The following is a 19,682-nucleotide window of genomic DNA, read 5'->3' on the forward strand; positions in this document are numbered from 1 at the left end:
CCGATGTATAAAATTCAAATCGAAGGTCAGGGCACATTCAACTGCGCAGCGGATGATGTATTGCTCCGTGGTGGCTTACGTGAAGGGCTAGGCATTCCTTACGAATGTAATGCGGGTGGTTGCGGAACGTGTAAAATCGATGTCCTGTCAGGCGAAGTGGAAAATTTATGGGCAGATGCACCTGGATTAAGCGATCGTGATAAACGTAAAGGTCGGTTACTGGCGTGTCAATGTCGTCCTAAATCGGATTGCGTGATTAAGCTTCGTTTAGATGAAAAATGCGTACCCAAAGTGATTCCAAAATTACAAAAAGTGAAGCTTAAACATGTGCAATTGGTGACTCACGATATTTTGGAAGTGCATTTGCAATCCGATGAACCTGCACAATTTATCCCAGGACAATATGCCTTAGTTTGGGTGAATCAAGAGTTACTTCGTGCCTATTCGATGTCCAATCTGCCGAATGACGACGGTTTATGGGTCTTCCAAATCCGCCGTGTTCCTGATGGTAAGATGACCAATGTACTGTTTGATGAACAGTTGCGTGAACAAGCAGAAATACAAATTGATGGTCCATACGGTTTAGCACATTTACAAGAACAACCTCGTCCGATTGTCTGTGTGGCAGGCGGTTCAGGTCTTGCCCCCATGTTAGCGATTGCACGTGGTGTTGCAGTCAATCCACATTTGAAAAATCACAAAGTCTGGTTTTTCCATGGTGGACGTGAACAGCGTGATTTGTTCACTGAAAATCAATTACGTGACTGGACAGAATTAGGGGAACGCCTCAATTATGTACCTGCAACCTCCTCTGAATTCATTGAAGGTATCCGTTCAGGCTTTATTCATGATGTCATTCAAGATGTATTAGGTGAACAATTGATTGAGCATGAAATCTATTGTGCAGGTCCACCACCGATGGTGAAATCAATTGAACAAATGGCTCACCAAGCTGGTATTCCACAACAACAAATTCATTTTGATCGTTTTTTTTAATCGAACATATCATCTTTCTCCCGCTCAGGCGATGGTTAACCCATCGCCGGTACTGAGCGATCACGACACATCAAGACCATATTGACGATCTGTGCGATAGATTCAGTTCCTAACTTCTGACGAATATGAGTGCGGTGAATTTCTACTGTTTTATGGCTGATATTCAACATTTGTGCAATATGTTTACTCGAAAGTCCATCGACCAATAAATTGATAATCTCACTTTCTCTTGGTGATAAAGATTTCAATTTAATCATCTGTTCTTGACGTTTTTCTTGTTCGATAAAATCTTGTTCAGCAAGTTGTAGACAGGCTTGGATTTGATTAAGCATATGTTGTGGATTAAAAGGTTTTTCTAAAAAATCAAAGGCTCCAGCTTTCATCGCGTTGACCGACATTGGAATGTCGCCGTGGCCAGTCATGAAAATGATCGGCATACGGGTTTTTTGTTGGTTCAATTGTTGTTGTAATTGCAAGCCACTCATTCCTCGCATACGAATGTCAAGAATCAAACATGCAGGCGTTTGCGGGCGCTGATAATTCAGGAATTCAGTAGCACTATTGAATGTTTTGGTTTCGAGTTGCACGGAATCGAGCAACCATGTGAGTGAATTACAAATGTCTTGATCATCATCTATCACATACACAATGGGCTCGGGAACATGAGAATTGGTTAAATACATTTTGTACGCTCCTGTGCTGCCAGAGAGATATTAAAAATAGCGCCGGACTCACCTTCACAGACCCATAAATAACCATGATGGTTTTCAATGATGCTTCGAGACAGAGTTAAGCCAATACCCATGCTGTTGTTTTTACTTGAATAGAAAGATTCAAAAATTTGTTCTGGATTTTGCCCTTCGAGTCCAGGCCCATTATCTGCAATTGCAATTCGAGCATGTTGGTTATGTTGCCAAGTGCGGATATAAATGTCCCTTTCACCCTCAGGGTTAGTTTGTAGAGCATCGACCGCATTGAAGACGAGATTGATAATGACTTGGCTAAAGAGCGTTTCATCTGCTGATATAAAAATAGGCGAAACACTTAATTCATAATGGATGGTACATCCACCTTGATCTGCTTTAAGCTTAATCAAAGGATGTAACTCTTGAATAAGATGACTCACAGAATGAATCTGGAAATTCGCTTCGCCTTTACGTAAAAAGCTTCTCATGCTGTGAATAATGCCATTGACGCGATGTGTTTGATTTAAAGCAGCATTGAGGGCATCAAGAGTCTCTTGTGTGTTGGCTAAACCGTTTTGAATGCGAATAATACTACCTCCAACGTAATTGTTGAGTGCAGCCAGTGGTTGATTTAATTCGTGGGCGAGCGCTGTAGCCAGTTCGCCCATCGTTTTGCAACGTGACATATGACCAAGTTGCTTTTCACGAGCACGTGCTTTTTCTTCAGCCTTAATACGCTCAGTGATATCACGATAATTCACCAAAATTCCCTGAATATCAGGGTGATCTAATAAATTACGATAGGTTGCCTCGTGGTGTCGCCATTTTCCATTGTGGTGCAAGATTTTGTAATGAATCACACCAACTGCACGTTGTTCTGTTTTCTTAAATAGAAGCTGTCTGACTTTAATACGATCATCAGGATGAATTGCAGTTAACACATTCTTATTGAGTACAAAGCGATCCCGATAACCAAGAATACCTTGTAATGATGGGCTGGCATAAAGTAGTTTGCCTTGTAAGTCGAGAATAGCAATTCCATCTCCAGAATGCTCAAGCAGCATTTTGAAATATTGATCTTTAGACTGTAGAGCATATTGATACTTTTTGATTTCGCTGATGTTACGTACTAGAGCGAGAAGCTTTGGTTTATTTTCAATCTCAACTTTTTTAAGACATACTTCAACTGGGATATGACGTTGGTCTTGAGACTCTATTAACCATTCAAATGTGATTGCTTCGTCTTTTGTAGTGGCGGCCTGTTGAACTTTTCGGAGTGCATGATGCAAATCAAAACCATGTTGAAAAGCACTGATCTTTTCAACGTTCATTTGTGTCAATTCAGATTTACTATATCCAGTAAGTTCTACAGCGGCTTCATTGGCATCCATAAATTGGACACTGCCAATATCATGTACAAAAATTGCATCGCCCGCTTTATCAAAAATAGTTTGATAATATTGTAAGCTGGTCATTGTAGGTCCTTACCTGAGATGGCTTCCGGCTATCGGGTATAGGGTGAAATATCGTCACTGATAAATCATTTTTTTTATAAGTAAATACTGCATTAAGGGGCAGCATCTTGCAATTAGACTTAGGGTCTAATTACATACTTTTAACATATAAAAATATTCATGTGAAAAATTTATCAGTGATCTCAATGTTATGCAATTTAGATACCATGTTACTTCAACTGATTTAGGTGACAGTTACACGAGGAATGTTAGCTCAAAAAATATCATCTTTTTATCTAACGAATAAAATCAAACTTTATGCTATCTACATACAATCCTTTTTTGATTAGTCATTACACTGGATGAGGCATAGAATAAAACCCGTCAGTCCTACTCATTAAAGTGATATTTTTATGGCGTTCAGTTGGATTCTCTTTACCCTCATGGCTGCTTTTATGCAGGCTTGGCGCAATGCTTTTCAAAAACAATTGAGTACCACTGTCGATGTATGGGGCGTCACCCTTGCACGCTTTATCTTCGCCTTGCCTTTTGCATTGATTTATTTGAGTAGCCTTTATCACTTCTCACCTGTAACAGCGACTGTTCAATTTACGACAAAATATTGGGTTTATATTTTTATCGCAGGCATTAGCCAAATTTTAGCCACTGCATTGATGGTGCAGTTATTTAAACAAAAAAACTATGCCATTGGCGTGGGACTGGCTAAAAGTGAAGCGATCTTAGCTGCAATCATTGGCGTTGCTTTTCTCTCTGATCATTTGTCATGGTTGGCATGGTTTGGGGTGTTACTGGGTGGTTTTGCTGTGTTTCTGTTGAGTCGGGGACATGGTTTTACTGGATTTTCACCCAAAACACTGATGATTGGCATCGGGAGTGGTTTGTGTTTTGCTATCACTTCACTATTGGTTAGAGAGGCCAGTCTTGAACTAACAATGTTGCCAACAATTCATCGCGCTGCATGGGTATTACTGTCGGTGATTGGCTTTCAATGCTTGAGTATGCTTTTGTATCTGAGCTTATTCAGTCGTCAAACGCTGCTGGCGATGTGGCAACGTCTAGGACTGACCTTTAAAGTCAGTGTATGTAGTTTTATGGCATCACTGGGATGGTTTACCGCCATGAGCATGATGAGTGTACCAGTGGTGAAAACACTCGGTCAGATTGAGATTCTGTTTAGTTTGTTGATCTCCGCTTACTTCTTTAATGAAAAGTTAGCGAAAGCCGAACATTGGGGATTAGCCTTAGTTGTAATTGCAGCAATCTTGGTGATCTGGGCTTAAATATTTTTAGAGATCATCAAATATTATTTAATAAGAAAGAAGGGGATGCACCAATAGATTTCATGTTGGCATGAATAATGCTTAATTTTGATGCGTAAATGGATTGATGTTGAACAAGACATTTCGCGAGTTGAAATTAAAGCAAAGTATTCAAGCGACAATAGGAAAGGCATGAAAATCTATACTCAAAGAATAGAAGCAGTGACAGAAGATCAAGCTTTCGAAACTGTGCAACTCAACTTTGATACACGACAAAAGAGCCGTTTTCGTGCAACTTTAGTTACAGGGTGCGATATTGGTGCAGATTTACCGCGCACAGGTATTCTTCGCGGCGGATCATTTATTGCAACTGAATCAGGTGACTTACTGCGTGTGGATGCATTGCCTGAACGCCTGATGTGTGTCCAAGCTTCATCTGAATTTGAGCTTTTGAAAGCAGCCTATCATTTAGGTAATCGTCATGTCCCTCTTATGCTCACGCCTAGTGCACTATATTTTGAACCTGATCATGTCTTAGCCGAAATGGTCGAAGGATTGGGTTTACTGGTCACGGAAGTGGATCATCCATTTGAGCCAGAAAGTGGTGCTTATGCTCAGCATGGACATGATCATCGTCTCAGCCCAATCAAAGCGATTCATGCTCATGCGCATCACTAATGCAGCTCACTTACTCAAACTGTTAACTTTGTCCTCTACAGCTTTGCCTGTAGGCGCTTATTGCTATTCACAAGGTGTTGAAAGTGCGATCGATCAAGGTTTGATCCATGATGAGCAATCCAGTATTGCGTACTTCGAAGAAGTTCTGGAAATGCTTTTGGTTCGTTTTGAGCTACCTGTATTGAAGCGTTTGATGCAGGCCCATGATGATGAACAGCAGTTTAATCATTGGGCGCAGTTCTATCGTGCTAGTCGTGAAAGTCGTGAGTTATTAGCTGAATCTCAGCAGTTGGCATTTTCCTTGAACGCATGGATTAAAGATGTATTGAAAATGCCCGTTACGGTCAAAAAACAACTTGGATTTGTACCCGTATATGCTCAGTTATGTGGGCGATTGAATCTGAATATCGAAGATGTTTTAACGGCGTATACGTTTACTGTTTTAGAAAACCAAGTACTTGGCGCAGTCAAAACTGTGCCGCTCGGTCAGATGAGTGGTCAACGAATTTTGTGGCATTTACATGGCTTAGTCCCAGACGCCATAACGCATGCAATGTGTATAGAAGACCATCAACTCAGCAGTGCCTTACCTCAATATGCCATGCTCAGCATGTCTCATGAAACACAATATTCGCGTTTATTTAGATCTTAAAAATTATCATAAGGAATCAATCATGTCAGAACGTTCTCCTTTACGTGTCGGAATTGGTGGACCAGTCGGCTCTGGTAAAACAGCACTGACTTTAAATTTATGCCGTGCATTGCGTAATAAATACAATATGGCGGTGGTGACCAATGATATTTACACCAAAGAAGATTCCAACTTCTTAACTCGTCATGAAGCCATGTCACCCGATCGTATTGTGGGGGTGGAAACTGGCGGTTGCCCTCATACGGCTATTCGTGAAGATGCCTCAATCAATTTGGCAGCGATTGATGACTTATGTGAAAAGTTTGCTGGTCTAGAGTTAATTATCATTGAAAGTGGTGGTGATAATTTGGCAGCAACGTTTAGCCCTGAACTGTCTGATCTGACGCTATATGTGATTGATGTTGCTGGTGGTGAAAAAATTCCACGTAAAGGCGGTCCAGGCATTACCAAGTCTGACTTACTGATTATCAATAAAACAGATCTGGCGCCAATGGTTGGAGCGAATTTGCAGGTGATGGATCAAGATGCCAAGCGTATGCGAGGAGATAAACCGTTCTTGTTTTCAAACATGAAAACTGAAGATGGTTTAAACGAGATTATCAGTTTTATTGAAAAACAAGGTTTATTCAAAGCTTAAACAAGAGGGCTTAAAGGATGAAACAATGCAATAAATTCGGTCTATTCATTCTGGCAAGTGTTCCGAGCCTTGTAATGGCACATCCAGGCCATCATCACCATGACGCTAATTTTTGGACGGGCTTCATTCATCCGTTTACAGGATTGGATCATTTGATGATGGCACTCAGTTTCGGCGTTTTGATGTGGAGCATGTCTAAAATTTGGAAGATGATTGGGGCATGGGGCTTGCTTACAGCGCTCGTTGCTGGATTCAGTTTGGGTGCGCATGGAATTATTCCGAATGGCGTTGCAGAAATTGGAATTGTAGGTTCATTGTTCATCTTAGCTGTAAGTTTATGGACCAAATCGAACAGAATTTTTCCAGTTGCAGCAGTGTTTCTATCAGTTTTTCATGGTTCAGCACACGGAGCTGAATTAGCGATGAATGGAAATGTTGGCGTTCAGATTTTAGGCATGATTACTGCCATGGCAATGATTTATGCTCTTGGACTGGGTTTAGGGGCATTGATGGTGAAATTTGTTCCACAAGGTAAAAAGATTGTAGGTGTACTAGCAGCATTGGTTGCAGTAATTGGTTTAGCGTGATCAAACTTGGCAAAATAAAAAACTCCGCAAGCGCGGAGTTTTTTTATTCATCAGGGTAATCAGCCACCATTCGCAAGACTTTCAAGCGCTTCCCAGCGCTCTAATTTCTCTAAAAGTAACTCATCAATTTCAGTAAGGCGAATCGAAAGTTGAGTTGCTTTGTCACTATCTGTCACAAATAAAGAACCATCTGCTAAAAGCGCATTAATCTCGGCTTGTTCCTTTTCCAAAGCTTCCATTTCAGCAGGAAGTTGTTCTAAAGCACGTTGATCTTTATAGCTTAGTTTTACTTTTTTAACTGCGGGTGCAGGGGTTGCCGCCGCTTCAGCTTTTGCAGCTGCTTTCTTCACCGCAGATTTCTGATCGACTACAGTTTGATCAGGACGTTGCATGAGGTAGTCTTGATAACCACCGACATATTCATCGATATTGCCTTTGCCATCGAATACCCAAGTTGAGGTCACGACATTGTCCATAAAGGCACGGTCATGCGAGATCAACAATAAAGTTCCTTTGTAATCACTGAGCATCTCTTCAAGCAGCTCAAGCGTCACCATATCCAAGTCATTGGTTGGCTCATCCATCACGATGAGGTTCGATGGTTTAAGCAGTAATTTCGCTAATAAAATGCGGTTACGTTCACCGCCAGAAAGGGCTTTTACAGGTGTACGAGCACGCTCAGGGGAGAACAAGAAATCTTGTAAATAGCTATAGATATGACGACGTCCGCCATTGATATCGACAAAGTCTGACCCTTCGGCCACGTTGTCTTTTACCGATTTTTCAAGATCGAGCACGTTACGAAGCTGGTCAAAATAAGCCACTTCGAGTTGTGTCCCTGTTTTGACCGTACCTGAGTGTTCTTGTTGACCCAAAATTGCTTTGATTAGCGTGGTTTTACCTACACCGTTATCGCCCACGAGACCAATACGATCTCCACGCAGAACCAGTGCATTAAAATCTTTGATAATTGGAGTGTTGTCGCCAAATTGCACACTGAGGTTTTCAATTTCGAAGACCACTTTGCCTGAACGTTGAGCATCTTGGGTAGCCATGCTCACTTTGCCTTGCTGCGAACGGCGGGCTTTAGATTCTTCACGTAATGCTTTTAAGGCACGTACACGACCTTCGTTACGGGTACGACGTGCTTTAATGCCTTGACGAATCCAAACTTCTTCTTCTGCTAGCTTTTTATCGAACAGCGCATTTTGTTTTTCTTCAGCTTCCATCTGTGCAGCTTTGAGTTCGAGGTAACGTGAATAGTTCCCTTCATAACTGCGTAAGATGCCACGATCCAGTTCCACAATACGTGTAGCAATACTGTCTACAAATGAACGGTCATGCGAAATGAAGAGTAATGTTAAATTATTTTGATCGAGTAAGAATTTTTCTAACCACTCGATACTTTCAACATCTAAATGGTTCGTTGGTTCGTCGAGTAACAAAACATCAGGTTGGGTGAGTAGTGCGCGTGCAAGAAGCACACGACGTTTACGACCACCTGAAAGATCAGCTAAATCAGCATCAGGATCAAGTCCCATTTTACTGAGGATTGAATTCACTTTAGTTTCAAGTGCCCAACCATCTAATTGATCCATTTTATGTTGCAAGTTACCCATGCGATCGCAAGCTTCCATATCGCCGAGTACACAAGCTTCGCTTGCTTCGTGATAAGCTCTAAGAATAGAAGCTGCTTCACCTGCGCCATCTGCCACAATATCTGCAACACGTCCCGAGTCCATTGGCACGTCTTGAGCCAGCATAGAAATGGTGATGCCATTTTGCAGGGAAACTTCACCAGCATCAGGCAATAAACTTCCATCAATGAGTTTAAGTAAAGTAGACTTACCCTCACCATTACGGCCAATCAAACACACTCGTTCGCCGCGTTCTAAACTAAAATTCGCGCCGTCGAGTAAGTACGGTCCACCAAATGCGAGTTGGACGTCCCTTAAGGTAATATAGGCCATAATGTTTCCTGAAATCCCCTGATGAGGACTTATAATGTCGAATCAAAAAAATCTAAATGAGCAGGCGTCATTTTCCGCACCCATAGAAGATTTGCAAGTCCGAATTGCATTTTTAGATGAATTAGTTGATCAGTTAAATATTCAAATTGCATTACAAAGCCGTGAAATCAGCGATTTAAAGAAACAAATGCAAATTTTGTATCAACGTGTTGAAGCTACTCATGCTGACGATGGTGTTGCTCCATTTGATCCAATTTTGGATAAACCGCCACATTATTAAGACGTGACATAAATACTGATTATTTATCAAGAAGTATGCGTAAATAGTTTGACCTTTGATATGAAGGTCGTTGTAATAGTCTTTTCACTTGCCGAATTCTGAATCTTATCCTATGAGCGCTAAAGTTGTCCTAATAGATCTTGAAAATAACATGCCGACTTCGACGTTATTTCGGGAGATTGTGCAACATTACACCACGACCTATCTATTTCATTCGAAAGGGAGTTTTCATTACAGTCTCACTGATTTGACTGAATTTGCGAGTTGGATTAGTAGTGGTCAAATTGTCATTTTAGAAATGCTTGAGGCAAAAGAAAAAGAATTTGAGTACGCTGTGATTGTGGGGCAAATCTTGGCATTGGTTGAGCATGGCGCAGAGATTGATGTGATTTCTGCACGAGACTGTAGCACCATGTTGGCTGACATGATGCGAGCTTCTGGCATTCAATGTAATTTGATACAGGTACAACCAGAGCAACCTGTGTCAAAACTCAAATACAACGTGCCTTCAGTTGAAACTATTCGTCAAAATCATGATTTATTTAAAGTAAAGCAGTATTGTGATGTTGTGGTTCGTATGGAAGGGAAGCCCAACACCTTAGCTAAGCTTAAAAACTCGATCGAGAATACGTTGAGAATAAATGACGAGCACAGCGCTAAATTGATTGGCATGCTGATTAATTTAAAGGTAGTTAAAAAAGAAGGTGAGCAAATTTCCTTTCGTAAAAAGGTATTAAAGCAGTGGGCTCAATTGGATATGAATGTTGATGAAGATGTAGTAGCAGACCACAAGCTTGGGCAGGTAGATGCGTTATTGGCGAAGCTACATATCGAAGCAAAAGACATTTTAGCTGAAATTGAAGAGTCACAAGACATTCAACATATTCAGAGTGATTTGTTTAAAAATTTTGAAAAAATAGATCCTGTCCAGCTGGAAGTCATCCAAAAATTGAATGCTTTAAAATCCGGAAAGCCTAAAGATATTTATGAACTGCGTGATTTATTAGAACAACTATTTCCAAAATCAGATGTGCGGTTATTGCTTAAGGAAATGATTGATAAAGGATATATTTATTGGAATGGTCATGAAGTACTTTATAGCCATGAGATGTTTTTGAACTAAAAATGCCTCGAAAAAAAGCGATGATTTTATCGCTTTTTTTTATTTCAGTTGCACTGTGCTTAGGTGAGTTATACCACATCATGCCTTATTTGGTTCAGGTCTCAATACTGGTTTCATGCCGCTATAAATCGTATTTTTAATTTTCAACTTGCCTTTTATATTCGGCTTATGCAACTCTAATATAAGAAGCAAAAGGTGAACTATGGAAAATGCTGGACTTTGGATAACGATTCTTATCGTTGTTTTTGTGCTGGGCTCGATCTTCGGATTACGTGTAAATCCAAGAGAAAAAGCTTTGGGGATCATGCGTGAGAAAGCGCGAAAAATGGGATTACACCCGCGTTTGATTGCTGCACCTTCATGGACCAATATTCCAATGGCATCAGAAAATCGTGCCAGTATGGTAGCGTATTACAGCGTTATCATTCCTGATGGTCGCCTACCTTTAATGCGCGCATTGGTTGAAAATGAAAAACTTAAGGTTGTTCACGGGAATGAGAAATTTAATGATTTCCCCATTGCATTAAAAGGGATTTATGCTATTGATATGCAGTCTAATTGCGTCGGTTTGTACTGGAAGGAAGAAGAAGATCTTCATGCTACACAACTTGATGAAATGAAAGCACTTTTACACAAATTGGCTGAAATTTAATTTTTTAATCTTATAGGAATAACGGTTCACTATGGCGAATGCTCCTAAGTCCACATCCAAAAGCGCTACAGCTCAATCGTCAGAAGCTGGAAAAAAACGTGCTTTAGTGATCGTCGAGTCGCCTGCTAAAGCGAAGACCATTAATAAATACTTAGGTTCAAACTACATTGTGAAATCATCTGTGGGTCATGTCCGTGACTTACCAACAGGTGCTTCAAAAAGTACGGAAAAGAAACCAGTAACACGTACCAAACAGACTGCTGAAGAGAAAGCTGAAAAAGCTCAACAGGCACTGATCAATCGTATGGGGGTAGACCCTGAGCACGGTTGGAAAGCACACTATGAAGTGCTTCCTGGTAAAGAAAATGTTGTTTCAGAACTGAAAAAGCTTGCTTCGCAGGTTGACGAGGTCTATCTCGCAACTGATTTGGACCGTGAAGGAGAAGCGATTGCTTGGCATTTAAAAGAAGTTATTGGTGGTGATGACTCTCGTTATAGACGTGTGGTTTTCAACGAAATTACTAAAAATGCCATTCAAGAAGCATTTAAACAGCCTGCTCGTTTAGATATTGATAAAGTCAATGCACAACAAGCACGCCGTTTCCTTGATCGTATTGTTGGCTTTATGATTTCACCACTATTGTGGGAGAAGATCGCACGTGGTTTATCTGCGGGTCGTGTACAGTCAGTTGCTGCGAAACTTGTGGTTGAGCGTGAGCGAGAAATTCGTGCTTTTATTCCTGAAGAATATTGGCAAGTTTTTGCAGATACCAAATCTAAAAAAGATGATATTCGTTTAGAAGCAGTCAAACAGTCAGGTAAGACATTAAAACTTCAAAACAAAGCACAAACAGATGCTTTATTAGATGTTTTAAAAGACGCTGAATTCAAAGTTGCTGCCCGTGAAGATAAACCGACCAAAGTTAATCCGAGCGCACCTTATATCACCTCGACCTTACAACAAGCAGCAAGTACTCGACTCGGTTTCTCTGTAAAGAAAACGATGACGATGGCACAGCGCTTGTATGAGGCAGGTTATATCACCTATATGCGTACCGACTCTACATTCTTGAGTGATGATGCGGTCAATATGGTACGTGGACATATCGAAACTGAGTATGGTGAAAAATATCTCCCTGCAAAGCCAAACCGTTTTGGAAATAAAGCAGGTGCGCAAGAAGCCCATGAAGCGATTCGTCCATCAAACGTCGCACTGAAGGGTGATCAACTTGCGGGTGTAGATCGCGATGCTCAGCGTCTATATGATCTGATTTGGCGTCAGTTTGTTGCATGTCAAATGACACCTGCTGAATATTTGTCTTCGACGATCTTGGTTGACGCGAATGGTGTAGAGCTTAAAGCTAAAGGTCGTACTTTGGTATTTGATGGCTTTACGAAAGTACGTGGCCAGAACAAGTCGGATGATGATGTTTTACTGCCTGCTGTGAAAGTGGGTGAAGTTCTACAACTTCAAAAGTTAGATCCTTCGCAACATTTCACTAAACCGCCTGCACGTTTTACAGAAGCATCATTGGTGAAAGAGCTTGAGAAAAAAGGCATTGGTCGTCCTTCAACTTACGCAGCGATTATTTCAACGATCCAAGATCGTGGCTATGTGAAATTGGATAACCGTCGTCTCTATGCAGAGAAGATGGGTGAAATCGTTACAGATCGTTTGGACGAAAGTTTTAACAACTTAATGAATTATGCATTTACTGCAGATCTAGAAGGTCAACTGGATAAAGTTGCAGATGGTGAGCGTAATTGGAAAGAGTTATTAGATAGTTTCTATGGTGATTTTAAGAAACGTCTGACTACTGCACAGGGTGAAAATGGCATGCGCCGTAATCAGCCTGTTGAAGTTGATGCTGTGCATTGTAAAGAATGTGATCGTCCGATGCAGATTCGTACCGGTACCACAGGTGTATTCTTAGGTTGTTCTGGCTATAACTTACCACCGAAAGAACGTTGTAAAGGTACACTTAACTTAACGCCAGTAGAGTCTTTGGCTGCATTATCTGATGATGAGTCTGCAGAAACCGCAGATTTAATGTCGAAAAAACGTTGCCCAATTTGCGAAACAGCAATGGATAGCTACGTTATTGATGGTGGTCGTAAACTTCATATTTGTGGGAACAATCCAGACTGCGAAGGTTTTGAGCTTGAAGAAGGTGAGTTCAAAATTAAAGGGTACGATGGTCCAACAATTCCATGTGACAAATGTGATGGTGAGATGCAGTTAAAGACAGGGCGTTTTGGTCCTTATTTTGCCTGCACAAGCTGTGAAAATACACGTAAAGTATTGAAGAATGGTCAACCAGCACCTCCTCGTGTCGACCCGATTAAAATGGAACATTTGCGCTCAACGAAACATGACGACTTTTTCGTATTACGTGATGGAGCAGCAGGCTTATTCTTAGCAGCAAGTAAATTCCCTAAAGTGCGTGAAACTCGTGCTCCTAAGGTTGCGGAATTGCGTACGGTTGCTGAACAGCTAGATCCAAAGTATCAGTTTATTCTGCAAGCGCCAGATACTGACCCTGATGGAAACCCAACTTTAGTGAAGTTTAGTCGTAAAAATCAAGCGCAATATATTGGTTCTGAAACGCCTGAAGGTAAACAAACGAAATGGTCTTTGATTTACCAAGATGGTAAATGGATTGAAGCTTAACGTTTAAATAACAGAAAATGCTGACCTAGGTCAGCATTTTTTTATGACATTAAATTTATTGTCTTACACATACTCTTGAGAGATTTTCTATTTCTGTATCAAATAGAATGAAATTCGCAATCATTTCTTTGTTATCGAGTTTTTTAATTAGTAATTTCACAGCATCAGGATCAGCTAAAGCTGATTTAAGGTTTAATTGCTCTTCAACTTGAGCATTGTCTATTTCAAATTTCAGTAATTTATTTTGATCAATTGTGAGTATATGTTCTTGTAAACTCCATTGAGCTTCAGATTGGGTATAAGCAATTGCTTTCTCGTTATCTTTAATAAAGGTCATTTGATTTTTTTCAAAATATTGACCATTTGGTTTGAACTCAGACACTATTTCGTTTTTCGCAGCATAACCCATGTAATCCATTTCTTCAGTACATTTCCATTTGGCTGAAAGTGCTGATAATTGAATATTTTCACTACTGTGTGAATTGGTTGCAGACGAGCTGGTAGCTTGATTACATACAAAAATGAATGTACACAGCACTAAAGTTTTTTTAAATATTTGATATTTTTGCATTGTTATACCGTTATTTTTTTTGGGGAATTGTAAGTTTATTACAATATATATAAGGGTTCTATTTGAAAAATTGAAAATCTCAATGTAATAAATAAGTATCTGAATTAATTTAAATATGAGAATAGCAATAAAGTATGCAGCAAAGGATAGAAACTTTTATTTTGGCTCCCGACTCTTTCAAAGAAAGCATGCCTGCTGAGCAGGTATGCATGATTATGAAAAATGCCATCCATAAAGTCTTACCCGATGCACAATGTATTTTGAATCCAATGGCAGATGGTGGTGAAGGAACCATTGATGCATTGGTCATGGCAAAATCAGGATTAAAAATCGCGTGCGAAGCACAAGGCCCATTCGCTAATCAGCGTGTCATGACTCATTTTGGATTAATTGATCAGGGACAAACAGCAGTCATTGAAATGGCGAAAGCCAATGGCATTCATCTCATACCACCTCATTTAAGAAATCCTTTGTTCACTAATACTGTAGGAACAGGGCAACTGATTGCTGCAGCTCTCGAATTCGGGGTGAAAAAGATCATCATCGGATTGGGTGGGAGTGTGACCAATGATGGTGGTGCTGGTATGGCGCATGCTTTGGGCGTGAAATTTATTAATCAATATCATGAAGCATTTGAGCCAACAGGTGGAAACTTAAACCAAATCGATTCCATTGATGTGTCACAACTCGACCCAAGATTGACTAAAACAGATATTGTTATTGCTTCAGATGTAAACAATCCATTATGTGGTCCACTTGGCGCATCTTATATTTTTGGTCCGCAAAAAGGGGCAACACCTGAAATGGTGCAAGTATTGGATCATAATTTATTGCACTTTGCAGGGGTGGTAGAGCAGCAGCTTTTAGTCGATTTACGTCATCGATCTGGTGCTGGTGCAGCAGGTGGTTTGGGATTTGGTTTGATGGCATTTACAGGCGCAGATATTCGATCGGGTGCTGAATTAATCATTGAGGAAACTCAATTGGCTGAAAAAATTGCGCAAGCTGATTATGTATTTACGGGTGAAGGGAAAATTGATACTCAGACTCAATTTGGTAAAACCCCATTTGCCGTTGCTCAAGTCGCATATCGGCACAACAAGCCTGTATTTGCATTCGCTGGTAGAGTTGGTGAAGGGGTAGAACCATTGTACGAACAAGGGTTTCATCACATCTGTAGTATTAATCCTCTGGATCAAAGTTTGTCAGAATCCTTGAAAAATGCAGTTCAGAATTTAGATTTAACGGTACAAAATATCGTAAGGCAGTATATCTAATCCTCTATGTAAGTGGGCTTTGAGGTTTAAAACTGAAGCGTGTTTGTATTTTCTAAATCTAGCTCTGTTAAACTATTGTTATTGTAAAATTGATGAGTAGCGATGAGTTTAGACAGCCTGATTGATGAATTAAATCCTCAACAAAAACAAGCTGCAACCACAGAAGCCTTACATAGTTTGGTGTTGGCGGGTGCGGGCTGTGGTAAAACCAAAACGATTGTGGCACGTGCTGCTTATCTTATTGATCAAGGTGTACCCGCCAATCAAATTCAAATTTTGACGTTTACGCGTCGTGCTGCCAGTGAAATCGTGGCGCGTGTCGAATTGGCACTCGGTGAACAAGCAAAAGGATTACGAGCATCAACATTCCATACTTTTTGTATGTACTTGCTGCGTCGTATACCAAAAGCTTTCGGCTTAGCGCAATTCTCAATTATTGATCGTGATGATCAACTCATGATGTTTCGTTTGATACGTGGTAAAGATGATAAGAAGAATCCCAATCAGCTCCCGAAGCCTGCTGAATTATGTGATCTGTATTCATATGCTAGAAATACGCGTCAAAAGCTAAGTGTTGCCATAGAAAAGCAAATGCCTGAATTCTTAGCAATGAAAGACCTGATTGCAGAAATCATGAAAGAATATGAAACTCGAAAGCAGGCACGCAGCTTTCTTGATTATGACGATATTCTTGCGATCGTGGCATCAGCTTTAGCACAGTCTGAGGGTCTAGTCGATTATGTGGCCTCGATTTGCAGACATATGCTTGTGGATGAAATGCAAGACACCAATCCATTGCAATGGGCGCTATTAGAGCCTTTAAAGGATCGAGTAAGTTTGTTTTGTGTCGGGGATGATGCTCAATCGATTTATGGTTTTCGTGGAGCAGATTTCGAAAACATTCATCATTTTAAAGAGCGTGTGCCAGCAGCACAGATCTTTAAATTAGAAAAAAACTACCGATCTACTCAAGAAATTTTAGATTTATCAAATTGGTTGCTTGATCAAAGTGAGATTAAATATGACAAGCGCTTAAATGCGTATCGAGGTACAGGCATAAAGCCTAAAATTCATATTTTCCCGAATGAGTTTGATGAAGCAAAATGGATTGCCATAGATATTAAAGAGCGACATTTGCTTGAGGGAAGTCCTTGGCGCGATCATATGGTTCTGGTACGTTCAAGCTTTGCAGCTCGTCATATTGAAGCAGCTTTCATTGCAGCCAATGTCCCATATCGGTTTATTGGTGGTATGAAACTTCTTGAAACTGCGCATGTTAAGGATTTACTGAGTTTACTACGGGTCATTGCCAATCCTTCAGACGATATTGCATGGATGCGGTTTTTGACGCTTTGGGATGGGGTCGGTGATGTTGGCGCAAGCCGTTTAGCGCAACAGTTGTTACAGGACCCTCAAGATGACGTCATTGCGGAAAAACTAGAAAAATTTGGACGTATTCCTGCTGATGCTCTACTCATTATGAAGCAGTTGAATGTGTTAAAGACTGAAGTTCAAGCTTGCGTAAGCTTGGCAATTCAGGCAATAGAAATTCAGTTGAGTGAAAATTACAAAAAGGATTGGGGGCGTCGTCAAGGAGACTTTGAGTTGGTGAAACAGTTAGCTTCAAAACATACTCAGTTAAGTGAGTTTTTAGAAGCCTACGTGCTTGATCCAGTTTCAATCAGTGAAATCGAACGCCAGTCAGATACTGATGTTGTTACCTTGATCACGATACATTCTGCTAAAGGAACTGAACAAAAAGTTTGTTACGTGGCGAATGTGACACCTGGTCAGTATCCACACGCAAGAGCTCAAGGGGATTTTGATGAAGTTGAAGAAGAACGCCGTGTCCTTTATGTGGCACTTACCCGTGCACAAAATGAATTGATTCTAACCAAGCAAAATTTGGTGACGTGGGCGAGGGAACAAGTCGATGAACAGGGGCGAAAAATCGAAAGCTATTTTCTCAATGATCTTTCAAGACATTTGTGTACAAGTGAAACACATTATAAAACCAGACAGCAAACGGTTAAGAGTGCTTTGATTGAGCGACAGTCGATTAATTTAGATTTTGGGATTGATCTCGATTAAACTATCTAGATTGTTTCATACAAAAAGTAGAGTAGGCGCGTACTTTTTGGTTTTTTTGCCTATCTTCTTAAGGTTTTTTCATGAAAATTTTAGTTCGTAACTTAGAGCGCAGCATTACTGAAGCTGAGATTCTGGAGTTATTTCAGCAGTTTGGAACAGTAGACTCATGTACATTGGTGTTAGATGCTGCAACAGGCAAATCGAAAGGATTTGCCTTTGTTGAAATGCCACATGGCCGTGAAGCTGTGAAAGCAATTAAGGGGCTGAACACCCGTAAAGTTAAAGGTGCAGGTATTCGAGTAAAAGCTGCAGACGAAAAGCCAGAAGCATAACTTGATGTCTAAATAAAGTAGGAGCAGTTATTGCTCCTTTTTATTTGATATTTTATTTAATTTTACTAATAAATATGAATCTTTTTTAGCTTTTTTGACCAACTTTTGTACTTTGAAGAGTTGACATATTTTTGAAATGTATTTCTGTTATATATTAATATTTTTATTAAAAACATACATTTAAAATCACATTTATATACAAATTATTGTGAAGTATATCTTAATAATAGATTGAATAAGTTTGAGTGAAGTGTGTAGTATAAAAGCTCCATTATAAAACCCCAAAAGGTTATAAAAATGTCTATTCAAGAATTAAATCATCTAGAAACAGAAATCGTATCAGGTGCAGGTACGTTAATCGGTGACACGCTTCAAAACGCATCAAACCTATTTTCGAGCACATTGAATGTTCAAGCTCCAATTTGGAAGCCATTGAGCCTAATTCCTGGTGTTGGTACAGTTCATCAAGCAATTGATGTTGGCTTCCTTGCGATTTCAGAAGGTCTTTACAGGGCTGGAACACTGTTAGGTGGCGATCAAGATCAGGTCAAATTTCATTATGACAATGAAAAAGGCGATGGGACTTATAATCCATTAGGAATTTTTAAGGGTATTGTTCGCTAATATAACCTTAGATTCATTCGAAAGGGTCAGCCATGCATTTGGCTGGCTTTTTTATTTAAGCAGTATGCATTAATCATCAGGCTTTCAATCAATCTTGTTGATCTAAAATTAATCTTGATTTTTTTCTTAAAAGCATTGCGTGATATGGCGTCAACATTTAAGTTGTATGACATAAATGTTGTTAGGAAGTTTTCATGTCTCGTGTTGCTCGTTTTCATGCAGATCGCACTAATCAAAAACTCTATTTTGCCCGTCTATCATGTCAGCAAGCAGAACAGACAGAGCATATTCAACAAGCTCAAGCCCATCGTGAAGCGGCAGTCTTTCATTTGCATGGAGCGGTCTTGGCATTTTTGCAAGAGTTGGTGCGTTATTACCGTTTAAATGATTTTTCACCTACATTAAAATCTATTGAAGAGCATATGGCCGCTAAAGGGCAAGTTTCTCCAGAAATCACCGTGTTACAGCATCTTGCAAAGGATGGTTTTATTGCAGAACTAAAGCGCGCTTATCGTATGTGCCAGTATGCACCTGAACCAAGTGCACCAGAACCTGAGGATGAGACTTCTTCAAATCTTATTATTAAAGTCACGCAGACACCTCAAGCGTGGTTGCCAGACACTCAAATTCTTCGAGAGTGGCATCGTGACTTAACCCATCTTATTGACGGTTTTCGTAACGAAATGGTTGAGTTTTAATTGTAATCATGACAGTTTTAAACGATTAGACTTGAAATATAAATTTTAGAACTTATATAAAATAGTCTAAGCAATGCAAAGTGCATTCAGCATTTTGCCACCATGTGAATCATGGAGGGTATATGTCTATAGAGCAATTGAAAGAATTATTCGGAACACAAGAAGCAATTTTAGAATTGGTGCAACTTGAGAATGGCGAGTTAGCGCTTCGTCACGCTGCATCTGAAGATGAGCCACTTGTGAAAATTCAATTTAATGATGAAGTGAAAGCTTTATTAGGTGATCATATGCCTTTGATTGCCCAACACATGATTCAGGCTGCGTTATTTGCACTTCTCGAAAAACAATCGAATGAATGGCATGCGGAAGTCGTAGATGAAAAACCACAGTTTTATAGCTAAGAAAAAACCGCGCAAATAGCGC

The 19,682-nt window shown here is 40.1% G+C and carries 20 protein-coding genes; 16 read left to right on the forward strand and 4 right to left on the reverse strand.

Features of this window, described 5'->3' with window-relative positions; all coding sequences use genetic code 11:
• Positions 1-3 precede the first annotated feature (3 nt).
• Positions 4-996, forward strand: coding sequence for a 2Fe-2S iron-sulfur cluster-binding protein (locus AC1M9H_RS08750; RefSeq protein WP_481613211.1), 993 nt, complete (start codon positions 4-6; stop codon positions 994-996).
• Between the two features lie 35 nt (positions 997-1,031).
• Here the strand turns inward: AC1M9H_RS08750 and AC1M9H_RS08755 are convergent, their stop codons facing one another.
• Entirely contained in the window at positions 1,032-1,679 is a 648-nt protein-coding gene (locus AC1M9H_RS08755) for a response regulator transcription factor (protein ID WP_180028356.1), read from the reverse strand.
• Positions 1,670-3,157 carry a PAS domain S-box protein gene (locus AC1M9H_RS08760; RefSeq protein ID WP_481613212.1) on the reverse strand — a complete coding sequence of 496 codons (1,488 nt, stop codon included), beginning with the start codon at positions 3,155-3,157 and terminating at the stop codon, positions 1,670-1,672. The genes AC1M9H_RS08755 and AC1M9H_RS08760 overlap by 10 nt, the downstream gene beginning before the upstream one ends.
• 392 nt (positions 3,158-3,549) lie before the next feature.
• On the opposite strand from AC1M9H_RS08760, the gene AC1M9H_RS08765 reads away from it, so the two are divergent.
• The 5 genes from AC1M9H_RS08765 (at position 3,550) to AC1M9H_RS08785 (ending at position 6,970) form a co-directional block, all read left to right on the forward strand.
• Positions 3,550-4,437 (forward strand): DMT family transporter, encoded by an 888-nt coding sequence (locus tag AC1M9H_RS08765; protein ID WP_481613213.1) that lies wholly within the window; start codon positions 3,550-3,552, stop codon positions 4,435-4,437.
• Positions 4,438-4,608: 171 nt separating this feature from the next.
• A complete protein-coding gene (gene ureE, locus AC1M9H_RS08770; RefSeq protein ID WP_481613214.1) occupies positions 4,609-5,094 on the forward strand; it encodes an urease accessory protein UreE in 486 nt (161 codons plus the stop codon).
• Positions 5,081-5,746, forward strand: coding sequence for an urease accessory protein UreF (locus tag AC1M9H_RS08775; protein WP_481613215.1), 666 nt, complete (start codon positions 5,081-5,083; stop codon positions 5,744-5,746). The genes ureE and AC1M9H_RS08775 overlap by 14 nt, the downstream gene beginning before the upstream one ends.
• A 22-nt stretch (positions 5,747-5,768) precedes the next feature.
• Complete coding sequence (ureG, locus tag AC1M9H_RS08780) at positions 5,769-6,383, forward strand: urease accessory protein UreG (RefSeq protein WP_481609983.1); 615 nt, start codon at positions 5,769-5,771, stop codon at positions 6,381-6,383.
• A 17-nt stretch (positions 6,384-6,400) separates the two neighbouring features.
• A complete protein-coding gene (locus tag AC1M9H_RS08785; RefSeq protein WP_035266789.1) occupies positions 6,401-6,970 on the forward strand; it encodes a HupE/UreJ family protein in 570 nt (189 codons plus the stop codon).
• A gap of 59 nt (positions 6,971-7,029) precedes the next feature.
• Here AC1M9H_RS08785 and AC1M9H_RS08790 read toward each other — a convergent pair whose 3' ends face one another.
• Entirely contained in the window at positions 7,030-8,940 is a 1,911-nt protein-coding gene (locus tag AC1M9H_RS08790; protein ID WP_481613216.1) for an ATP-binding cassette domain-containing protein, read from the reverse strand.
• Positions 8,941-8,974: 34 nt separating this feature from the next.
• Here AC1M9H_RS08790 and AC1M9H_RS08795 point away from each other — a divergent pair, with 34 nt between their 5' ends.
• The 4 genes from AC1M9H_RS08795 to topA all read left to right on the forward strand — a co-directional run bounded on the left by AC1M9H_RS08795 (position 8,975) and on the right by topA (position 13,666).
• Positions 8,975-9,220 carry a SlyX family protein gene (locus tag AC1M9H_RS08795; RefSeq protein WP_035266784.1) on the forward strand — a complete coding sequence of 82 codons (246 nt, stop codon included), beginning with the start codon at positions 8,975-8,977 and terminating at the stop codon, positions 9,218-9,220.
• 112 nt (positions 9,221-9,332) lie between these two features.
• The gene (locus AC1M9H_RS08800; RefSeq protein WP_035266782.1) at positions 9,333-10,343 is read left to right on the forward strand and encodes a hypothetical protein; all 1,011 of its coding nucleotides are present in this window, start codon (positions 9,333-9,335) and stop codon (positions 10,341-10,343) included.
• Positions 10,344-10,545: 202 nt separating this feature from the next.
• Entirely contained in the window at positions 10,546-10,995 is a 450-nt protein-coding gene (locus tag AC1M9H_RS08805) for a hypothetical protein (RefSeq protein ID WP_035266779.1), read from the forward strand.
• A 31-nt stretch (positions 10,996-11,026) separates the two neighbouring features.
• Entirely contained in the window at positions 11,027-13,666 is a 2,640-nt protein-coding gene (gene topA, locus AC1M9H_RS08810) for a type I DNA topoisomerase (protein ID WP_035266776.1), read from the forward strand.
• 55 nt (positions 13,667-13,721) lie between these two features.
• On the opposite strand, the gene AC1M9H_RS08815 is transcribed toward topA, so the two are convergent.
• Positions 13,722-14,237, reverse strand: a complete 516-nt coding sequence (locus AC1M9H_RS08815) for a hypothetical protein (RefSeq protein WP_481613217.1) — start codon at positions 14,235-14,237, stop codon at positions 13,722-13,724.
• Positions 14,238-14,371: 134 nt separating this feature from the next.
• On the opposite strand from AC1M9H_RS08815, the gene AC1M9H_RS08820 reads away from it, so the two are divergent.
• The 6 genes from AC1M9H_RS08820 to AC1M9H_RS08845 all read left to right on the forward strand — a co-directional run bounded on the left by AC1M9H_RS08820 (position 14,372) and on the right by AC1M9H_RS08845 (position 19,660).
• Positions 14,372-15,514, forward strand: a complete 1,143-nt coding sequence (locus AC1M9H_RS08820) for a glycerate kinase family protein (protein ID WP_481607790.1) — start codon at positions 14,372-14,374, stop codon at positions 15,512-15,514.
• 102 nt (positions 15,515-15,616) lie between these two features.
• Positions 15,617-17,605: an ATP-dependent helicase gene (locus AC1M9H_RS08825; protein ID WP_481613218.1), complete on the forward strand. Its 1,989-nt coding sequence runs from the start codon at positions 15,617-15,619 to the stop codon at positions 17,603-17,605.
• 80 nt (positions 17,606-17,685) lie between these two features.
• Complete coding sequence (locus AC1M9H_RS08830; RefSeq protein WP_035266766.1) at positions 17,686-17,937, forward strand: RNA recognition motif domain-containing protein; 252 nt, start codon at positions 17,686-17,688, stop codon at positions 17,935-17,937.
• A gap of 297 nt (positions 17,938-18,234) precedes the next feature.
• The gene (locus AC1M9H_RS08835; protein ID WP_481591569.1) at positions 18,235-18,561 is read left to right on the forward strand and encodes a hypothetical protein; all 327 of its coding nucleotides are present in this window, start codon (positions 18,235-18,237) and stop codon (positions 18,559-18,561) included.
• 194 nt (positions 18,562-18,755) lie between these two features.
• A complete protein-coding gene (locus AC1M9H_RS08840) occupies positions 18,756-19,259 on the forward strand; it encodes a DUF6586 family protein (RefSeq protein ID WP_481591568.1) in 504 nt (167 codons plus the stop codon).
• 122 nt (positions 19,260-19,381) lie between these two features.
• Complete coding sequence (locus AC1M9H_RS08845) at positions 19,382-19,660, forward strand: hypothetical protein (protein WP_035266758.1); 279 nt, start codon at positions 19,382-19,384, stop codon at positions 19,658-19,660.
• The last annotated feature ends 22 nt before the right edge of the window (positions 19,661-19,682 follow it).

The sequence above is a fragment of the Acinetobacter sp. ANC_7512 genome (assembly GCF_056779935.1).